The 19,555-nt window shown below is 65.3% G+C and carries 16 protein-coding genes, 1 tRNA gene and 1 pseudogene; 7 read left to right on the plus strand and 11 right to left on the minus strand.

Annotated elements, in window-relative coordinates; genetic code table 11:
* Nucleotides 1-77: 77 nt before the first annotated feature.
* Entirely contained in the window at nt 78-1,025 is a 948-nt protein-coding gene (locus NP825_RS20555) for an acyl-CoA dehydrogenase (protein WP_257547212.1), read from the minus strand.
* Nucleotides 1,025-2,179: an acyl-CoA dehydrogenase family protein gene (locus tag NP825_RS20560; RefSeq protein ID WP_257547214.1), complete on the minus strand. Its 1,155-nt coding sequence runs from the start codon at nt 2,177-2,179 to the stop codon at nt 1,025-1,027. Before NP825_RS20560 ends, NP825_RS20555 begins: the two co-directional genes overlap by 1 nt.
* Nucleotides 2,180-2,312: 133 nt before the next feature.
* Between NP825_RS20560 and NP825_RS20565 the strand changes: the two genes are divergently transcribed.
* The 5 genes from NP825_RS20565 (at nt 2,313) to NP825_RS20585 (ending at nt 5,581) form a co-directional block, all read left to right on the plus strand.
* A tRNA-Gly gene (locus NP825_RS20565) sits at nt 2,313-2,386 on the plus strand.
* Nucleotides 2,387-2,551: 165 nt separating this feature from the next.
* Nucleotides 2,552-3,760 carry an integrase arm-type DNA-binding domain-containing protein gene (locus NP825_RS20570; protein ID WP_257547216.1) on the plus strand — a complete coding sequence of 403 codons (1,209 nt, stop codon included), beginning with the start codon at nt 2,552-2,554 and terminating at the stop codon, nt 3,758-3,760.
* 9 nt (nt 3,761-3,769) lie between these two features.
* The gene (locus tag NP825_RS20575; protein WP_257547218.1) at nt 3,770-4,621 is read left to right on the plus strand and encodes a hypothetical protein; all 852 of its coding nucleotides are present in this window, start codon (nt 3,770-3,772) and stop codon (nt 4,619-4,621) included.
* A 177-nt stretch (nt 4,622-4,798) separates the two neighbouring features.
* Entirely contained in the window at nt 4,799-4,966 is a 168-nt protein-coding gene (locus NP825_RS20580; protein WP_058455958.1) for a helix-turn-helix domain-containing protein, read from the plus strand.
* A gap of 66 nt (nt 4,967-5,032) precedes the next feature.
* Nucleotides 5,033-5,581 (plus strand): hypothetical protein, encoded by a 549-nt coding sequence (locus NP825_RS20585; RefSeq protein ID WP_257547224.1) that lies wholly within the window; start codon nt 5,033-5,035, stop codon nt 5,579-5,581.
* A gap of 225 nt (nt 5,582-5,806) precedes the next feature.
* Here NP825_RS20585 and NP825_RS20590 read toward each other — a convergent pair.
* Nucleotides 5,807-6,217 (minus strand): annotated as a pseudogene (locus tag NP825_RS20590) (recombinase family protein); the annotation flags it as partial.
* A 151-nt stretch (nt 6,218-6,368) separates the two neighbouring features.
* Between NP825_RS20590 and NP825_RS20595 the strand changes: the two are divergent.
* Nucleotides 6,369-6,728 (plus strand): hypothetical protein, encoded by a 360-nt coding sequence (locus NP825_RS20595; RefSeq protein ID WP_252171210.1) that lies wholly within the window; start codon nt 6,369-6,371, stop codon nt 6,726-6,728.
* A 22-nt stretch (nt 6,729-6,750) separates the two neighbouring features.
* Here the strand turns inward: NP825_RS20595 and NP825_RS20600 are convergent, their stop codons facing one another.
* Together NP825_RS20600 and NP825_RS20605 are read right to left on the minus strand one after the other, a co-directional pair.
* A complete protein-coding gene (locus NP825_RS20600; RefSeq protein ID WP_058455934.1) occupies nt 6,751-7,086 on the minus strand; it encodes a hypothetical protein in 336 nt (111 codons plus the stop codon).
* Nucleotides 7,087-7,799: 713 nt separating this feature from the next.
* On the minus strand, nt 7,800-8,894 hold the full coding sequence (locus NP825_RS20605; RefSeq protein ID WP_257547229.1) for a YeiH family protein: 1,095 nt from the start codon (nt 8,892-8,894) through the stop codon (nt 7,800-7,802).
* Between the two features lie 250 nt (nt 8,895-9,144).
* Between NP825_RS20605 and NP825_RS20610 the strand changes: the two genes are divergently transcribed.
* A complete protein-coding gene (locus NP825_RS20610; RefSeq protein ID WP_257551577.1) occupies nt 9,145-10,014 on the plus strand; it encodes a LysR substrate-binding domain-containing protein in 870 nt (289 codons plus the stop codon).
* 11 nt (nt 10,015-10,025) lie between these two features.
* Here NP825_RS20610 and NP825_RS20615 read toward each other — a convergent pair whose 3' ends face one another.
* From NP825_RS20615 to NP825_RS20640, 6 genes are all read right to left on the minus strand, one after another.
* Nucleotides 10,026-11,432: an efflux transporter outer membrane subunit gene (locus NP825_RS20615; protein WP_257547231.1), complete on the minus strand. Its 1,407-nt coding sequence runs from the start codon at nt 11,430-11,432 to the stop codon at nt 10,026-10,028.
* Between the two features lie 138 nt (nt 11,433-11,570).
* The gene (locus tag NP825_RS20620; RefSeq protein ID WP_257547233.1) at nt 11,571-14,753 is read right to left on the minus strand and encodes an efflux RND transporter permease subunit; all 3,183 of its coding nucleotides are present in this window, start codon (nt 14,751-14,753) and stop codon (nt 11,571-11,573) included.
* Nucleotides 14,754-14,916: 163 nt separating this feature from the next.
* A complete protein-coding gene (locus NP825_RS20625; protein WP_257547235.1) occupies nt 14,917-16,194 on the minus strand; it encodes an efflux RND transporter periplasmic adaptor subunit in 1,278 nt (425 codons plus the stop codon).
* Nucleotides 16,195-16,198: 4 nt separating this feature from the next.
* The gene (locus tag NP825_RS20630) at nt 16,199-16,609 is read right to left on the minus strand and encodes a hypothetical protein (protein ID WP_257547237.1); all 411 of its coding nucleotides are present in this window, start codon (nt 16,607-16,609) and stop codon (nt 16,199-16,201) included.
* Between the two features lie 366 nt (nt 16,610-16,975).
* Nucleotides 16,976-17,587, minus strand: a complete 612-nt coding sequence (locus tag NP825_RS20635; RefSeq protein WP_257547239.1) for a TetR/AcrR family transcriptional regulator — start codon at nt 17,585-17,587, stop codon at nt 16,976-16,978.
* A gap of 341 nt (nt 17,588-17,928) precedes the next feature.
* Nucleotides 17,929-19,383 (minus strand): S41 family peptidase, encoded by a 1,455-nt coding sequence (locus NP825_RS20640; protein WP_257547241.1) that lies wholly within the window; start codon nt 19,381-19,383, stop codon nt 17,929-17,931.
* Nucleotides 19,384-19,555 lie beyond the last annotated feature (172 nt).

The raw sequence follows: 19,555 nt of genomic DNA on the forward strand, positions 1-19,555 counted from the left end.
CGAAGGCCGGGATCTCGCCGGTACGTCATGGCGATAGGGGGAGATCCCGGCCTTCGCCGGGATGACGGAAACGGGGGTTAGAGGAGTTCCCGCACATAATCGACCGACCCGCGCGCGTCGCCGAGACGTGCGGCGCCGAGCAGGCGGTTCCAATAGCTTTCCGACCCGTCGGCCAATCGTCCTTCGTGCAGGCGGCGAGTGTAGAGTTGGAGGTCATATTCCTCGCTGATCCCGATCGCGCCGTGGACCGCGTGCGCGGTCGCGGCGAGGCGGACGGCGGCGGCGCTCGTCACCGACTTGGCGGTCGCCGCGGCGGCGAGGCTTGGCGGCAGGCCGCCCGCGCAGCCGAGCGCGGCCGCGATGCGGCACGCGACCATATCCTCGGCCATCACCGCCATCTGCTGCTGGAGCGCCTGCTGCTTGCCGATCGGCTTGCCGAACTGGACGCGCTCGCCGGCATAGGCGGCGGTCATCGCCGTCAACCGGTCGGCGGCACCCGCGATCAGCGCGGCACGGAGAATCGCGGCGATCGCGCGAAGGCCGCCTGCGGGAGCGGTGCCGACGTTGGCCGAAGGAACCGCATCCCAGCACATCCGCGCGGCGAGACTGCCCGGCACGCCGGTCGGCTCGCCCGCCGCATCGACCAGATAAAGCGTTCCGTCGATTTCGAGCAGGACATGGCGCGCGACGCGGCCGAAGGGCACGACGATCCCGACCCCCGGCTTCGCGGTCGCGAGCGCGATCGGGCCGTCGGGAGCGTCGGCGAGCAACGCGCGCGCGAGCATCGTCTCGCCGACCGGGAGCGGCACGGCGTGGCGGCCGAGTGCCTGCCACAGCGCGCCGACCTCGGCGAGCGGCAGGCCCGCGCCGCCGCGCTCCTCGGGAACCAGCGCATCGAGGAAACCCGATTCGGCGAGGCCGTCCCACAGCGCGTCGGCGCTGGCGCCCGCCTCGACCGCGCGGACCACTGCGGGCGGCGAGAGATTTTCCAGCATCCGTTCGAAGGGCAGGAGAAATTCGCTCATCACCGTAACCCCATCCCGCGCGCGATGATCCCGCGCAATATCTCGCGCGTCCCGCCGCGCAGCGAAAAGCTCGGCGCGACATGGGTGACGTAGAGCAGGGCGCGATAGAGCTCCGCATCGACCGCCTCATCGGGATGCGCGGCCAGATCGTCGCCGATGGCCGCCGGCAGTTGCTGCTCGAACGCGGTGCCGAGGTCCTTGACCAGCGACGCCTCGGTCACCGGACTTTCGCCCGCCGCGAGCCGTGCGGTGCAGGCGATCGACATCGCGCGCAGCACGCCGAGCCGCGCGGTGAAATCGCCGACGAGCGCGAGGGTCGCCGGATCGTCGCGGCGCCCCGTGCGCTGTAAATGCGCGATCCACGCGTCGAGCAGCACGACGCTCGAATAGATGCGCTCGGGCCCGCTGCGCTCGAAGGCGAGTTCGGCGGTGACCTGTTTCCATCCCTCGCCCTCTTCGCCGATCAGCGCGTCGGCGGGCAGATCGACATCCTCGAAGAAGACTTCGGCGAAATGTTCGTCGCCCGCAAGGTCGCGGATCGGGCGGATGGTGACGCCGGGCGCCTTGAGGTCGATGATGAGCTGCGACAGCCCGGCGTGGCGGTCTTCGGGGCCGCCCGAGGTGCGGAGCAGCGCGATCATATAGTCGCAATGCGGCGCGCCCGACGTCCAGATCTTCTGCCCGTTGACGCGCCAGCCGGTTTCGGTGCGCGCCGCGCGGGTACGCACACTGGCAAGGTCGGAGCCCGACCCCGGCTCGCTCATTCCGATGCAGAAGAAGATTTCGCCGCGCGCGATCCGCGGCAGATAATATTCGCGCTGCGCTTCGTTGCCGAAATTGAGGATCAGCGGCGCGCTCTGCCGGTCGGCGATCCAGTGCGCCGCGACCGGCGCCCCGACGCCAAGCAATTCCTCGACGACGACGAAGCGCGCGAACGGCCCGCGCTCGTGCCCGCCATAGCGCTTGGGGAGCGTGAGGCCGAGAAAGCCCGCCTCGCCGAGGCGACGGCTGAAGGCGGGATCATAGCCCTGCCACGAGCGGACGCGGCGATCGGCACCGGCCGACGAGGCGGCTTCAGCCGCAAGCGCGCGAATCGCCGGCCGGATCGCTTCATCGGCGGCCGGCAGGCTGGCGAGGCTGAGCGTATCGAACACCGGCTTCTCTCTCCCTATGTCTTGTCTCCTTGCCGCTATTGCGCCGCGCGCGCCGCGACAAGCTGCTTTTTGTGCGAGCGGTACGGCGAAGGATTGACCGGCGGCGCGCGAAACGGCAAAGGCCGGACAGCGCGCGGGTGTAGCTCAATGGCAGAGCAGAAGCTTCCCAAGCTTACGACGAGGGTTCGATTCCCTTCACCCGCTCCATCTTGCTGCCCACGCGCAGTCGCTGATGGTTGAAAAAACCCTGAAAATCCGCTAGTTTTTGAGCATTCACTGGCTTCCGGTGATTGCCCATGATCGCGTGTAGCTGAACGATTCGGGGGCATATCCGGGGGCCTTTCCAAAGCCCCTGATTTGCGAGGCCCCCAAATGGCGCTCACCGACACCGCGATCCGCAAAGCGAAGCCAAAAGATAAGCCATATAAGATATCAGATTCGGGCGGCCTTTATCTTTTGGTCAATCCTACCGGCAGCAAACTCTGGCGCGTTAAATATCGCCTGCATGGAGTGGAGCGCAAACTGGCCCTCGGCGCTTATCCCGCAATTACGCTCGCGGAAGCGCGAGCGGCTAGAGAAGATGCAAAGAAGCAGCTCGCCCATGCAGTCGATCCCAATACTGCCAAGCGGCAGGCTCGAATCGCTGCGAGCATCAGCGCGGGCAATAGTTTCTCGGCGGTCGCTGAAGAGCTGATAGCGAAGCGAGAGAAGGAAGGAGTCGCAGCCGCGACACTCGAAAAGCATCGCTGGCTTCTGCGGCTGCTAGGCGCGGAGTTCGGGCGGCGGCCGGTGGCCGACATCACGCCTGCGGAGTTACTCCACGAACTGAAAAAGCAGGAACGGCGCGGGCGTTTGGAGACCGCCAAGCAGGTCCGGTCGTTCGCGAGCCGCGTTTTCCGCTACGCCGCCGCCACGGCGCGGGCCGAACGCGATCCCGCACAGATGTTGCTTGGCGCGCTAATTCAACCGACCGTCAAACATTTCGCGGCAATCACCGACCCAATTGAGTTTGGCGCTCTACTCCGTGCGATTGAGGGATATGTCGGTGACCCAGCAGTGATGTATGCGTTAAAGCTAACCCCGCATGTCTTCCAGAGGCCCGGCGAACTGCGTCAAATGGAATGGACAGAAATCGACTTCGCGAAGGCAGTTTGGACGCTACCCGCAGCGAAGATGAAGATGCGCCAACCGCATGCGGTGCCTCTATCGCGCCAAGCGCTCGCGATTTTGGAAAGTATGCGTGGGCTCTCGGGCAACGGCAGATACGTGTTTCCATCGGTACGAACACGGGCGCGACCGATCAGCGACAACACGATCAACGCAGCGCTTCGTCGTCTGGGCTATTCCAAGGAGCAAATGACGGCCCACGGGTTCCGGACCTCGGCCTCTTCGCTGCTTAACGAGTCTGGCAAGTGGAACCCCGATGCCATCGAACGTGCCCTTGCCCACATGGTCGCGGGCAGCATTCGCCGCATATACAATCAGTCGGCTTATTGGGCTGAACGCGTCGAGATGGCGCAGTGGTGGAGTGATTATTTGTGTCAGCTCTGTGATGGAGGCAATGTAGCCATCCCTCGCTAGGAGAAGATGGTGGAGGACCGAAAGGAAGTATTGCCGCTCCGCAGGGTTGCAGCCCGCTTCATCAACACCGATGAGCAGACTGGCCTTGCCGAGCTTGACCGCATCACGGCGGATGCCTCGCGCGCCATCCAGAAACGATACTGGCTCTGGTCCACCTCATTTGCGGCGACTGCTTTCGCGACAACCGTTACACTTCTTCCTGGGCTCATCCTCACTTTCAATGAGGCGCCCGCCGCCGATGCAGTCAGGCTGATTGGATTGGGCTGTTCTGGATTGATGATCGCGGTTGGCGCATCCTGGCGCGTGTTTCAATACGGCGGGATGCAGGCATCTACACCGCAGAATCCTGTCTATGCGGACCCGGGAGACTCTGCTGTCCGCAATCTGGAACGACTGTTCGCCATCCTTCAACTCGAAACGTCCCCGCGCGCCTTTTACCTCACCCGAAATGGCGCGCGCCGCTACGTTGACCATCGCTATTTCTTCGGAAAGCTTCGCGCCGCCCATGTGGCCAAGGGCAGCACGATCCGCAACGCGCTCTTCGGCCCTGCGGGTCTCTGGTTCGACCGCGAACTGTTCCTTGAAGCGGACGTCGACAAACTGATCGCTGACGCCAAGGCCAAACCGAGTCGCAAGGGGGCACCGAAGCAGTACGATCATACCAATGCAATCATCGCGCTGATTGATCACCCCAAGGTGCGGGCGCTCGACATCTCGAAGCAGCGCGGCAATCAGAAGGAAATAATCGAGCTGCTGGAGGATTGGTATGAAGGCAGGCGTCTGAAGGTGCCCAGCCAGTCCCAGCTTGCGCCTTACGCAAATCAAATTCTGGAGACGATCGCGAAAAATCGTTCGTCTTAATCCTATTCTGAATTATCGGGGAACCACGCATTTGCGTGGTTCCCGAGATAGGCAATTACCGGGGAGTAGCCACGAACGGCAGATTTCCACTGCATCCACATGCTGTTGGAACTGTCAGCGCTTAGCTGCAAATGATCCTGTCGCCCGCCGCATCGCGGCACTCCAACGGAGGCGACAATGGATGAACTCGCATACTCGATTAACCGCACGGCCAAGGCGCTCGGCGTCGGCCGCAGCACGATCTACAAGCTCATCAAGACCGGACAGGTCGATGCCCTCAAGATCGGAACGCGGACGCTGATCACCACCGCGTCGATCAGACGGCTGACCCAGACTCAGGCCTGATCCCCCGAGGGCGACACGTCGCCCACCATCCCACCGACACATCCCATTTTATTGAAAGGACACCGTATGTCCATTCTGAGCAAAACCGTCGACCGGCTCGCCAATTTCTTCCGCTTTGACCACAAGGTCATCCTGCGTTTCGCCGTCGACCGATACAACGCACCCTGTGTCGTTCCGCTCATAGAGAAGCTGATCGCTGACGGTGAAGACGGAGATACCTATCGGTCCGCGCTCGCTGCCTGGAACCGGGCAGAGCGCCCGCCTATCGCTCTCTATGACGGCGAAACCAGTTTCTGCCGCATAGATGGTCCGTACCAGTGGGCGGGCAACCATGTTTTCCCGCTGGGCGGTCTCATTCTCAGCTCCGGTGTCACCGCCCACCTCGATCCTTATCAGGCGAGCGATCTTCATTTTCAAATGCGGGCGGCGATCGAGCGGGCGATACAAGCGTGGGTTGCCGATAACGGTCTGCGAGAATGTCCGATGACGCCGGTCGCGTTTGATCGCGAGGCTGCCGATCGCAAGGCTAAGACGATGATCGCGGCAAGGGGCGACATCTTCGATCAGGATCGCATGGTCGCGGCTGCCCGCAAGGAGGGCTCGGATCATGTCTGAGACGATTGCTTCTGCGGCAAGGTTGCAGGGCCGCGATGCTACGCATCGGACCCGTAATTTGGATACACACCTCACGCACGGGTGCATCCAGCTTTTCCGCCACTTTTCGCGAGTACGGTTCGACTACAGGGAGTGCAGCCTGCATCGAGGCCGCAGATTTCCGCGCGTTCACGAGAGTGCTCCCCGTACTCTCGCGGGATCGGTGCGATGAAGGCGGTTCAGTATATACTCGCCAGCCATGGCGCGCTTGACGCCCTTTACGATCGTCGAGACCGGGCTGCCGTCATTGTCGAACTGCTCCGCGCAATATTCGACGGCGATCCCTGCCCGCTTACAGATATATTCGTAGTAGGCGCTCTCGTCGGCGTCCTGGAACCGGCCCCAGCGACTGACATCATAGACCAAAACCATCGTGAAATCGGTTGTCCCGGCCTGAACATCCTCGATCAATTTTTTAAGAGCGTCCCGGCCGTCGATACTCAATCCGCTTTTTCCGGCGTCGGCATAGGTTCTGACGATCTCAATTCCGCGAGTCTCAGCGTACCGGCGGATTGCCTCACCTTGATTCTCGGTGGAGTAACGCTGGTGATCGGTCGACATCCGCACATATTCGGCAGCGCGAACCGTCGGCGACAGCGCTTCGCCTTCTTTTCGGAACTGATCGGACCATTCTGCCACTTCACCAGCCCCAAATCTAAAGAGGATGGCTCGCAGGGTCCGGCCGTATGCGATCCCCACGAGTCGATGACGCAACGCGGGGTGAGTATAGACGGCGAGGAGAGGTAAGATGTTGCCGAAAACGGGCAAGAGTTTACCGCAACGACAGGCCGACATCACCTTCGCGGAACTGGTTTCAGCCGCGCTCACGGAGGAAGTCGGAGAGACCCATCGAGGGGTCAAAACGCTGATGCGATGGACGGGCGCCAGCGAGCGATGTGTGAAGCATTGGCTCGCTGGAACTCACGCTCCTAGTGGATCGCACCTACTCGCACTGATGCGACATTCGGACGAACTTCTGCGTCACCTGCTCATCGCCGCCGGGCGGCGCGAAGCTACTGTTGGGCTCGAGCTCGCCAGCTTGCGCTTTAAGCTTCGCGAGCTCTTACTGTTGATGGACGAAGGAGGCGCGCCGCCAATACGTCACTGACGCGCTGCCTCCTCCGAAACTATCATTCGCCCGGCATGGTATTGGTCGAAGCGTAGTCCTTGAACTTGTCCGTGAAGTTCGCGTGATAGTCGTCGATCTGCATCTGCGCATTTTCCTCGGCATCGGCTTGCGAATCGCCGCCCGCCCGGTTGGTCGCCGTAACCGCTGCCTTAAATGCCGATTGTTCTGTGTCGCACGCCGACTTCACGGAAAGTTCAAACTCCGCCTCCGTCACCTTGGCCTCAAGCTGCTTCTTGAGATGCTCGCGGAGGCATTTCGTGAAGGCGGCTCGCGTCGCGTCGACATTGCCGGCCGGTGCTGGCGCCATTGCAGCCAAAAGAATTGAAGCGATAAGCATCCTGCGACTCCCCGTTTGCAGATGTTCTGTGGTTAGAAATTAGCGCAGCCCGAAAAAAAATGGGAGCGCCATTTTGCGCCACCATTCGATCCGGTCGTTCGCCAAGTTAGCCCCTGCAACCAACGCATGCCTCCGCGCGATATTGAATCAGAAGCCAAATGATGGAATTCGCCGCAAGCCGTCAGGCTAGCGCGAGGGGTGCCCGGTTCTGGGCTCCCTATCCCTTTCGGGACTGGGCCGGGCACCAATTCCTATTTCGTACGTCAGAACAAGAACGCGGGTTTCCTACTATATTCGGTCGTGTCATTGTCGGCATATGGCAAAGCAAGCGAGGAAATGGCGGGACAGGGCGCTCGCGATCGAATTTTGGATCGCGACCTGTGTAGTGGGCGGTTCCTTTGTCGTTGGCCTTCTCAGAGCGCTGGGTTATCTTTTCGATTAGAGGAGGAGTCGTCGGCCGAACATGCTCAACAAGCTCCACGGTCGGAATCGAACCTCCGGACTTTTAAGTACAGTACTTACGGGGGCTTTTCAGGGGGCCTCCAAATTAGCATCGGACTGAATGACTAGGCTTCCCTTCGGTTCTTGCGATTATTCGATTCCCTTCACCCTCCAGTCATTCAGAAATCGACGAAAGCTAAAAAGGCCCCGGCCTGTGGTGACTGCGTTGTTGTCATGCTGGATCGGCGCGTACCGCGTGGTTATCGGCCCGATCAGCCGAGATGGAGCATCGTGACCAGCGCAAAGCTGATCGCCCCGAGCACCAGCAGCGACAGCACCACCGCTGCCGTCACGCGCCCGCCCGCCTTGGCGACGGTGCGGACATCGACGCCGAGGCCAAGCGCCGCCATCGACACCACGGTCAGCAGCGTCGCGGCGCCGGCGATCGGCGCCAGAGCCGCTTGCGGGATCAGCCCGAACGAGCGTGCGGCGATCATGCCCAGAAAGCCGAGGATGAACCACGGCACAAGATGATGGATCGGCAGGCGGTTGGCTTTCCGGCGTTCGGCGGATGCGAGCCGGGCGAGCTCGGTGCCATCCTCGCAAAGACGCGGGGCGAGAATCGAAAGGGTCAGGCAGACCGGACCGAGCATCAGCACGCGGACCAGCTTGACCAGCGTGCCCATCTGGATTGCCGTCGCGCCCATCGGCGTGGCGGCGGCGATGACCTGGGGCACTGCATAGACGGTGAGCCCGGCGAACGCGCCATATTGGAGTTCGCTAAGGCGTAGCGCCAGCCCGAGCAGCGGCAGACCCAGTACGACCCCGACGCCGAGCACCGCCGTAAAGGCGATCGCCGCCGCGACGTCGTCGCTGTCGGCGCCGATCACCGGAGCGACCGCTGCGATCGCCGAATTGCCGCAGATCGAATTGCCGCACGCGACCAGCGTCGCCATTCGCCTGGGCAGGCCAAGCAGCCGCCCGATCGCGAAGCTCGCGCCGATCGCAAGGAAGACGGTGGCGGCGATGCCGATCAGCAGCGCCGGACCCGCGGCGAGGATCGTTGCGGCGCTGACCGATGCGCCGAGCAGAACCACGGCGATTTCGAGCAGCAATTTGGCGCTGAAATCGATTCCCGGAAGCCAGCGAGCCGGCGGCGTCCAGATGGAGCGGATCGCAGTGCCGATCAGGATCGCCAGCACCAGCGCTTCCAGCCAGACCTCGCCGAACAATCGCTGCTCGATGCCGGCCAGCGCGAACGCGACGCCGGTGACGCCGAGGCAGAGCGCCAGCCCGGGAACGATCCGTTCGATCCTGGCGGTGCGGGGCCTGCGGATTGCGGCGGCGGAAAGGGGGACGGTCGCCATGACGGCTTCTTTCTGAAAGGCGGGTAGGCGGTAGGTCGCCCTCGATGCCTTCGCTATCGGCCGCTTTTCCGGTCGCCTCCAACGCAAGTTGCTGCTCGTTTCAATCGCCTGCGCTTGTTGATCGCGTTCACGCTAATCAATCGATTTTAATTGTTGGAACGACCGATATATTCGCTTGGACAGATTGAATGGCGCGGCGCATCCTGCGTGCAAAGGAGACGATCATGCGCGCCTCGATGGCACCGATCCCATGACGCTCGAGCAGCTCCGCATCTTCGTCGGGGTCGCGGAGCGCGAGCATATGACGCGCGCGGCGGAGGCGCTCCACATCACCCAGTCGGCGGTCAGCGCGGCGATCAAGACGCTGGAGGAGCGGCACAATGTCCCGCTGTTCCACCGCATCGGGCGGCGGATCGAACTGACCGACGCGGGCCGGCTGTTCCTGGTCGAGGCGCGCGCTGTGCTCGGCCGCGCCGCGAGCGCCGAGCGCACGCTGGCCGAGTTCGGCGGGTTGGAGCGCGGCACGCTGACGCTCGTCGCCAGCCAGACGATCGCCGGCTATTGGCTGCCCCCGTTCCTCGCGCGGTTTCGCCGACGCTACCCCGGAATCGCCGTCACGCTGTCGATCGGCAACAGCGAGCAGGCGGCGGATCGGGTGCGCGAGGGCAGCGCCGAGCTTGGCTTTGTCGAGGGGTTGATCGACGATCCGGCGCTGGCGCGCTGGACGGTCGGCCACGACGATCTTGCGCTGGTCGGCTCCGAAGCCGCGCCGGGCGGCGCCGACAGGGATTGGCTGGTTTCGGTCCCCTGGGTGCTGCGCGAGGAAGGGTCGGGCACGCGTTCGACCTTCGAGGCTGCGCTCGCCCCGCTCGGCCTGACGCTCGCCGACCTCGACGTGATCCTCACCCTGCCGTCGAACGAGGCGGTCCGCTCGGCGGTCAGCGCGGGGGCGGGCCATACGCTGATCTCGACGTTGGTCGTCGAGCCCTTGCTGCGCGCCGGACGAATCCAGCGCACCGCTTTCGACCTCGAACCGCGCCCCTTCTATGGTCTGCGCCACAAGGAACGCTATCGCGGCAAGGCGGGCGACGCGCTGCTCGCGATGATCGAGCGCGGATAGCGGCAACCGGCTCAGCTTTTCGTCCACCGTCCGCCAAGCGCCCGGAACAGGTCGACCTGCGCATCGGCGATGCGCGCGTCGGCGAGCGCCAGCGAGGCTTCGGTTTCGGCGAAGCTGCGTTCGGCGTCGAGCGCGGCGAGTCCGTCGATCGCGCCTTCGCGCTGCTGCGCGCGCGTGATCTTCACCGCCGTCGCGGCCTGATCGCGCGCCGCCTGCAGCGCCGTTCGCCGGTCGAGCTGGTGCGCATAGGCGGAGAGTGCGGTTTCGGCTTCCTCAAGCGCGCGCAGCACCGTGCCGTCGAACTGGGCGAGCGATGCCTGCGTGTCGGCCTCCGCCCCCGCGATCCGCGCCCGCGCGCCTTCCTGGTTGAGGAAATTCCAGTTGATCAGCGGGCCGAGCAGCCAGCGCAGCGGCCCGCCGCCGAACAGATCGCCGAGGCCGCTGCTCGTCTGGCCGACCGACCCGCCGAGCGTGATCTTCGGATAGAGGTCGGCCGTCGCGACGCCGATGCGCGCGGTCGACGCCGCAAGACGGCGCTCGGCGGCAGCAACGTCGGGACGTCGCGCGAGCAGCGCGGCACCGTCGCCGACCGGGATCGGCTGGTCGAGCCGCAACGTCGTCGTGCGTGCGGCGGCGACCGGCGGCAGGTCGGCGGGGGCGCGGCCGGTCAGCGTCGCGAGACGGAACAGCGCGGCGTCGCGTTCGGCGGCGATCGCGGGAATGTCGGCGCGGCGCTGATCGCGCAGCGCCGCGATTCGCGCGGTATCGAGCCTGGTCGTCAGCCCGACCTCGGCGCGGCGCGCGGTGAGCGCCACCGACTGGTCGAGCAAGGCGACGATGCGCGTCGCGACGCCCAGCCGCTCGGCGGCCGAGGCGGCGTCGGCATAGGCGCGCGCGGTTTCGGCGGCGACGGTAACGCGCACCGCATCGGCATCGGCCTCGGCGGCGCCGAGGTCACCGCGCGCGGCCTCGACCCCTCGCGAGACGCGGCCGAACAGGTCGACCTCGTAGCCGACGGTAAGGCCGCCATCGACCTGCCAGCCGGTGCGGTCGGCCCCCGGCGGCACCTGCCCTTCGCTGACGCGTCCATAGGTCGCCCCGGCGCTGAAGTCGGTCGACGGCAGGCGGTCGCCGCGCACTTCGCGTAAGGCTGCCCGGGCCTTGGCGATGCGGGCGACGGCAACGCGGACGTCGGTGTTCGCGGCGAGCGCGTCGGCGATCAGCCCGTCGAGCACCGGATCCTTGTAAAGCCGCCACCATTCGGCATCGGCGGGTAGGGGGCTGGTCACGCCGGCTTGGGTCGAGAGGAAGGGGCCGGACGACGCCGCAGGGGGAGCGGGGCGGGCGTAGTCCGGCCCGACCGCGCACGCGGCCAGCGTGAGCGCGGATAGGGTGGTGAGCAAGGGGCGAAGGATCATCGAAAATCTCCAGACTTTGCTTTCAAGATCTCCGTGTTCCCCCGCGAATGCGGGGGCCCATCATCGGACGGTGCAAACGGGAACCGACCGGAGATGGGTCCCCGCCTGCGCGGGGACACACGGAAATTGGGGCAGGCATTATTCCGCGGGCACCGGAGCTGCCGCGCCATGCTCGCCCCTACGCCGCCGCTGTGCCAGCCAATCGCCGAGCGCGCGGCAGACGACATAGAAGGTGGGGGTGAAGAGCAGGCCGAAGGCGGTGACCCCGATCATCCCGAAGAAGACCGCGGTGCCGAGGGCCTGCCGCAGTTCCGCCCCGGCGCCGCTCGCGATCAGCAGCGGCACCGCGCCGAGGATGAAGGCGAAGCTGGTCATCAGGATCGGGCGCAGGCGATCGCGCGCGGCGCGCACCGCGGCCTCGACCGGCGACAGCCCGTCCTGTTCTTCGGCCTGCCTGGCGAATTCGACGATCAGGATCGCATTCTTCGCCGCGAGCGCGATGAGGACGACGAGCCCGATCTGCGTCAGGACATTATTGTCCATTCCGCGCAGATTCACGCCGACCATCGCCGCGAACAGGCACATCGGCACGATCAGGATGATCGACAGCGGCAGCGTCAGGCTCTCATATTGCGCGGCGAGGACGAGGAAGACGAACACCACCGCCAGCGCGAAGACGAGCGCCGCCGTGCTGCCCGCCGCCTTCTGCTGGAAGGCGATGCCGGTCCACTCGGTGGCATATCCTGCGGGCAGGGTGTCGGCGGCGAGCTTCTCCATCGTCGTCAGCGACGCGCCCGACGAATAGCCCGGCGCGGTGTCGCCATCGACCTCGACCGCAGGATAGAGGTTATAGCGGACGACGCGGTACGGACCGGTCTTGTCCTTGAAGGTCGCGACCGACCCGATCGGCACCATCTCCCCCGTGTTCGAGCGCGTCTGGAGGTTGGCGATATCGGCGACCGACTGGCGGAAGGGCGCATCGGCCTGCGCGGTGACGCGGTAGGTGCGACCGAGCAGGTTGAAATCGTTGACGAACGCCGACCCCAGATAGACCTGCAGCGTCTCGAACACGCGCTCGGGCGGGACGCCGAGCAGGTTCGCCTTCGCCCGGTCGATGTCGGCATAGACGCGCGGGGACCCGGTATCGAAGAAGGTGAAGACCTGCGCCAGACCCGGCGCTTCATTGGCCTTGCCGATCAGCTTGCCCGATTCCTCGGCCAGCTTCTGGTATCCATGGCCGCCGCGATCCTGCACTATCATCCGATACCCGCCGGCCGAGCCGATGCCCTGAATCAGCGGCGGCGGAATCACGATCACGCGCGCTTCGGTGATGTCGGCGACGTCGGCGCGCGCTTCGTTCATGATCTCGTCGAAACTGACGCCGAGCTTCTTGCGCTCCTCGAAGCTCTTGAGCGGAAAGTAAGCGGCGGCAGCATTCGGGGCGAGCGTCTGCGACGGCCCGTCGAAGCCCGCGAGCATCACCGATCCGAGAATGCCCTTGTTCGGCAGGATACGCGCAGCAACCTTGCGGAGCGCCGCGTCGGTGCGCTCGACCGAGGCCCCCGGCGGCAATTGCACGACTGCGAGGAAATAGCCCTGGTCCTGTGCGGGGATGAAGCCGGTCGGGGTTGCCCAGAACAGGCCCATGGTCGCAGCGATCAGCCCGCCATAGGTGATCATCATCCGCTTCGGCTGGCGGACCAGCCGCGCGGTGAGCGATGCATAAGCCGTGCTCATCTTCTCGAACGCTTCGTTGAAGGCGTCACCGGCACGGGCCGCGAGTTCGCGGAGGCGTGAGGGCTGTTCGGGTTCGGCGTGCGGCTTCAGCAGGATGGCGGCCAGCGCGGGCGACAGGGTGAGCGAGACGATCAGCGAGATGATCGTCGCGGTCGAGATCGTTACCGCGAACTGCCGATAGAAGGCGCCCGACAACCCGGTCAGGAACAGGGTGGGGACGAACACCGCGCACAGCACGAGGACGATCGCGACGAGCGCGCCCGACACCTCGTCCATCGATGTCTGCGCGGCTTTCAGCGCCGACAGCCCGCGCTCGAGGTTTCGCTCGACATTCTCGACCACGACGATCGCATCGTCGACGACGATGCCGATCGCCAGCACGAGTCCGAAAAGCGACAGGCTGTTGAGGCTGTAGCCGAGCCCCGCGAGCACCGCGAAGGTACCGACGAGCGAGATCGGAATCGCGACGATCGGGATCACCGCGGCGCGCCATTTCTGCAGGAAGACCAGGATCACGATGACGACAAGCACCATCGCTTCGAGCAAAGTGTCCTTCACCGCGTCGATCGACTGCTCGATGAACTTGGTGGGGTTATAGATGACGCGATATTCGAGGCCCTTGGGAAAGCTCTTCGATGCCGCCGCCATCTCGGTCTCGATCGCCTTTGCGGCTTCGAGCGCGTTCGAGCCCGGACGCTGGAAGGCCGCGAGGATCACTGTCGGATCGCCCGACAGATAGGTGTTGCTGTTATAATCCGACGCGCCGAGCTCGACGCGGGCGACGTCGGCGACGCGCACCTGCCGCCCGTCGGCATCGGTGCGGATCACGACGTCGGCAAACTGCTGCGCGTCGGCGAGGCGGCCCTGCGTCTCGACATTGAGCTGATAGGCGTTGCCGTTCGCATAGGGCGGCTGGCCGAGCGATCCCGCCGCGACCTGCACATTCTGCGCGCGCAGCGCCGCGACGATTTCGCCTGCCGTCAAGTTCAGCGAAGCGGCGCGCGTCGGGTCGATCCACACGCGCATCGCATAGTCGCGCGCGCCGAACAGGCGGACATCGCCGACGCCGTCGATGCGGCTGAGGCGGTCTTTGAGCTGGGTCAGCGCATAGTTGGAAAGATAGGAACGATCGAGCGACTTGTCGGGCGAGACGAGGTTCACGACCATCAGAAAGTCGGGCGAGGTCTTGCGCGTCACGACGCCGAGCCGCTGCACCGCTTCGGGCAGGCGCGGCACCGCGATCGCGACGCGGTTCTGCACCAGCACCTGCGCGGCGTCGAGGTCGGTGCCGATCTTGAAGGTGACGGTGATCGTCACATTGCCGTCGCCGGTCGACTGGCTCGACTGATAGAGCATGTTGTCGACGCCGTTGATCTCCTGCTCGATCGGCGTCGCCACCGTCTCGGCGACGGTCTCGGCCGACGCGCCGGGATAGCTGGCGGTGACCGTGACCGTCGGCGGGACGATGTCGGGATATTGCGAGACGGGCAGCGACCAGTAAGCGATCGCGCCGACGAGAGTGATGATCACCGCGATGACCGCGGCGAAGATCGGGCGGATGATGAAGAAGCGCGAAAGACGCATGACCGGCTCCCCGGACTGGAGGATCGAAAAATTTGATCTTGTTTCATCCCCTCCCGCTTGCGGGAGGGGCAGCGAGAGTTGCGAACTTGTTCGCTACTCGCAGCGGGGAGGGCGGTGACAGGCCCTCCCCAAACCCCTCCCCGAAGGGAGGGGCTTCAAGGCGTTACCGTGCGAAGGTGGCTTCGCCGACCAGCGCCTCACTCGGCGGCGGGGCGGTTTCGGCAACCGGCGAAATCTTGCCCGCGCGCGTCTGCACCTTCGTGCCTGGTTGCGCGAGCTGGGTGCCGGTGATCACGATGCGGTCGGTCGGTGCGATGCCGCCGCGCACGACGCGGAGGCCATCGACGACCGGACCGAGCCGGACCTCGCGCGTCGCGACCTGACCGTCCTTGCCGACCACCAGCAAAGTCTTGCGCGCCTGGTCGGTCTGCACGGCCGCGTCGGGGACGAGCAGCGCGCGCTCGCTGGCGCCGCTCGCCAGCCGCATGTTGCCGAACATCCCCGGCGACAGGAACAGGTCGGGATTGGCGATCACCGCGCGGCCGCGGATCGTCCCCGATCGCGGGTCGATGCCGTTATCGGTGAAGTCGAGCTTTCCGGTGCGGCTGTAGTCGGCCTCGTCCTGCAGCTTGATCTGCACCTCGGTTCCCTTCGCCCCGTCTTCCTGAGCGCGCTTGGCTTTCAGGAACAGGCCTTCGGAGCCGTTGAAGCTGAAATAAATGGGATCGAGCGCGTTGATCGTCGTCAGCAGGCTACCGGCGCTGCCTTCGCCTGCGGCGACGAGATTGCCCGCGTCGACGCGGCGATCGGAGATGCGTCCGCTGATCGGTGCGCGCACCTGCGTAAACTCCATGTCGAGCGCGCGCGAGCGCACGCGCGCATCGGCGGCCGCGAGCGCGGCCGACGCCGCGCGCAGCTTGGCGCCGAGCTGGTCGAGGTCGCTCTGCGACACCGCGTCGTCGGCGACGAGCCGGTTGGCGCGCGCAAGGTTGGTCTGCGCGAGCGCCAGATCGCTGCGCGCGCTGGCCGCTTCGGCGCGCGCTTCGGCGAGCGCGGCGGCGAAGGGGCGCGGGTCGATCGAGAAGAGAAGCTGGCCCTTGCGGACGATCTGACCGTCGGTGAAATGGACGCCGACGAGCTGGCCCGAGACGCGCGGGCGCACTTCGACGGCCTGGCTTGCCTCGAAGCGGCCGACATAATCGTCCCATTCGTCGATGTCGCGGACCAGCGGGGCCGCGACGGTGACGACCGGGATCGGCGGCGCGGCGTTGGCCGGCGCCTCGCGGTGAGTCAGGCCCCAGCCGCCGGCGATGACAAGCGCGACCGGCAGGCCGATCTGCAGGGTCCGGCGCCAGCGGCGCGGGGGCTGGGTCGGGGCGAGGGCGGCGTTCGCCGTCTCCTCGGACTCCAAGGGGGGCCGGATCGGGGAGAGCATGTTCATGGGTTCACTTTCGGAAGAGGCGGGCGACGTGGACTTCGGCGACGCGCTTGCCCAGCAGTTCATAATGATCGGTGCTGAAACCCGCGGCGAAGAAGGCCTTGAGTTCGGCCTTCGGCACCGAATAGCTGTGGTGCCAGGTCAGCACCGCCATCCGGCGCAGCGCTTCGAGCCGCGGATCGGCGAGACGGCGGTTCACCGCGTCGCCAAAAATCCGCCCGAGCCATTTCGCGACCCGGCCGGGCTCGCGCAGGCTCGATGGCCGGTCGTGACGGGCAAGCATCACGACCGACCATTCCAGCGCCGAAAAGCCTGCGGGACTATCGGCTTTCGGCGCTGCGGGGGAAAATGTGGGGGAGAAGGCGGAAGCCGGCGCGATGGCGGCGGCGACTCCGTCGGTCAGGGCAAGATAGGCCATGGTCGGTCCTCCGTGGATATTTGCCGGGCGCAAGGGGGCTCACGCCCCGGAACGCTTGCGCCCGGCGAGGGGAGAGTCTGGATGCAGGAAGGCGATCCCGCCTTCATCGATGGCGGGGCGCGATCCTGCGAAACATGTCTGTCTGGGTTGGCCCGGGATCAGGCCGGCACAGCAGGAGCGGAGTGCATCCGCGCTTCTTGTGGCGCGGCGGTCATTCCAACCATCTGTACCACACGGTATATAAACATGCCGTTCATCTTGTCAAGGAGTTTTATACCGACCGGTATCGAAAAATTCGGTGGCCCTGTTTCGGCCGCCCCCTGTCGATCCCCGATCAGGCCCGGGATGCGAGGCAAAAGACCGTCTTCAGGCGCTGGGCCAGAGCGCCAGGCTGGTGTCGACCAGCCGCTCGAGCTCGTCCATCGTCGCGCCCGCGCCGGCCTGAACCGAAATCCCCTGCAGCAGGGCGTAGAGAAGGCTGGTCAGCCCCTGCGCGTCGACATGCGCGGGCAGGTCGCCCTCGGCCTTCGCGCGCTCGAAACGCTCGACCAGCGCGCGCTGCGACGAGGCACGGCGCCCCAGCACGTCGGCCTTGATCGACTCGGCTTCGGGGCTGCAGGCGAGCGAACTCAAAATACCCATGCATCCTTTGGGGTCGGTGGTGCCGGCGTGCGTCATCAGCGCGCCGTGGAGATAATATTCGGCGACCTTGCGCGCGGTCGGCTGGTCGAGCGCGGCGCGCGTATATTCCAGCTTTTCGGTCTCGTAGAGGTCGAGCGCCTTGTGAAACAGCGCTTCCTTGTTGCCGAAAGCGGCATAGAGGCTGGGCTTGGTGATCCCCATCGCCTCGGTCAGGTCGGCCATCGACGCGCCGTCATAGCCCTTCGCCCAGAAGACGTGGAGGGCTTCGGCCAGTGCCTTGTCGACACAGAATTCGCGCGGGCGCCCCTTGACCGGGGTAGCGATGTCACTTTCCATAACGAGCGGTATATAATCGATCGGGCCGGAAAGTCTAGGGGTAGCGGTTCGGCTGGGTTCTGGGGGCAGCGTCCGCAATCGACCGGAAGCCGACCTACCTTACGTCGTCATCCCGGACTTGATCCGGGATCCATTCAACCGGCGCTGAGAGAATGGATCCCGGATCAAGTCCGGGATTGACGAGAGGCTGAAAATCGCGCGCAGTATCTCTTACCTTCGTCATTCCCGCGAAAGCCGGAACCCAGAGTGGGGTCAGCCGACGCACGCTCTGGGTTCCGGCTTTCGCGGGAATGACGAAAGTTAGGAAGGGGCCGCTCCCCCACCCCAAAACCGACGTTTCGTCAAAACAGCCCCGGCAGTTCGCGCTGCGCCGCGCGGGGCTTTGCGGGCGTCAGCATCTCGGGCTCGGCGGCCATCCGGACGCTGCGGCTTTGCGCGGAGGCGCCGGACGGGGCCTGGGCGATGGGCGTCGTGCAGCTTCCCCCCGCCAGGAAATCGATCGCCGCGCGCACCGAGGCTTCGCGCGGGTCGCCGAGCGGCAGGGACAGGTCGTCGTCCGCCGCGCAGCTGTTGCCGATCTTCGGCGCCAGCCCGTCGAAATAGTCGCCGCTGCTCGCCGCATTGCCGGTCGCAAAGGCGATCACGCGCATCCGCTCGTCGCATTCGCTCTTGTCGAGCGCAATCTGTCCGACGGGCTTGCCATAGGTGTTGCTGCCGACCAGCGTCATATTGGTGCCGAGGTAGGGCAGCATCCCGTTGATCACCAGTTCGCTCGCCGAGGCGGTCGATCCGGTGCCGATGAAGGCGATGCGCGTCGGCGCGATCGATTCGGGCTGCGTGGTGAAGGTGTGGCGCGTGTTGTTCTCCGATTTCGATGAGCGGAAATTGGTCTGCGAGAACAGGTCGCTGGCGGCCCGGTTGCGGCCGAGCAGGTCGCCGAACAGCTCGGCGGTGGCGACGAGCCCGCCGCCATTGTAGCGCAGATCGATGACGACGTCGGTCACCCCCTGGTTGCGGAAATTCAGGAAGGCGGCGCGAAGCTGGGGGTCGGCCGAACTGATGAAGCTGCGCAGGTTCACATAGCCATAAGCGTGCCCGCCCTCGCTGATGATTTTCGCGCCGTAGCGGTCGGAAATCGGGTCGAGATCGTAATCGGCCTTGGTCACCGACACGTCGCGGGTGCCGCCGCCGGGTTCGACGATCCGCAGGACGCGGGTCACGCCGGGGTCGCTCGACCCCAGCGCGTCGGTGATCCCCTGCGTGCCTTCGCTGGCGACGATGGTCGAGATGGCGCGAATGTTCGACGCATTCGTTCCGATCCCCACGATTTGCGTGCCGCGATCGATTCCCGCCGCCAGCGCCGGGGCATTTTCATAGGCCTCGGCGATGATCACGCGCTGGGTGGTCGGATCATAGGCGAGCCGGACGCCGAAGCCCGCACTCGATCCGTTGGTGAAGAAAGCCTCCTCCTCGGCGATCGAGGTGACATAGGTGAAATAGCGATCCTTGTTCAGCGCCCGGGACGGCGCGACGAGCGCGTCGATATAGGTCTGGACGTCGGCGAAGTTCGCGGGATTGACGTTCGTCGCGACATCGCCGGGGAAGAGATACCATTCGTCGATCACCGCCTTGGCGAAGCTCTGGCGCGCGCTGAGGCCGCAGCTTGCGGTGGGTGTCGGGGTCGGCGTGGGGGTGACGGTGACCGGCCCGCCGCCACCGCCGCCGCTCGACCCTCCGCCGCCGCATGAGGCGAGCAGCAATGACAGGACGGTCAGCGATGCAATCCCGCTACGCATGTGATTTCCCCCGATAATCGATGGACCTTCGATGATAGCGGCGACGGGCCGAATTGGAAGGGATGAAGGGGGCTGTGTCGTTCCTCCCCGGCACGGGGAGGGGGACCATGCGAAGCATGGTGGAGGGGCACCCTCGGTTTACGCATCGATCCAGAAAAGGCGCACCATGTCG

This window comes from Sphingopyxis sp. DBS4 (assembly GCF_024628865.1).
GTDB lineage: Bacteria > Pseudomonadota > Alphaproteobacteria > Sphingomonadales > Sphingomonadaceae > Sphingopyxis.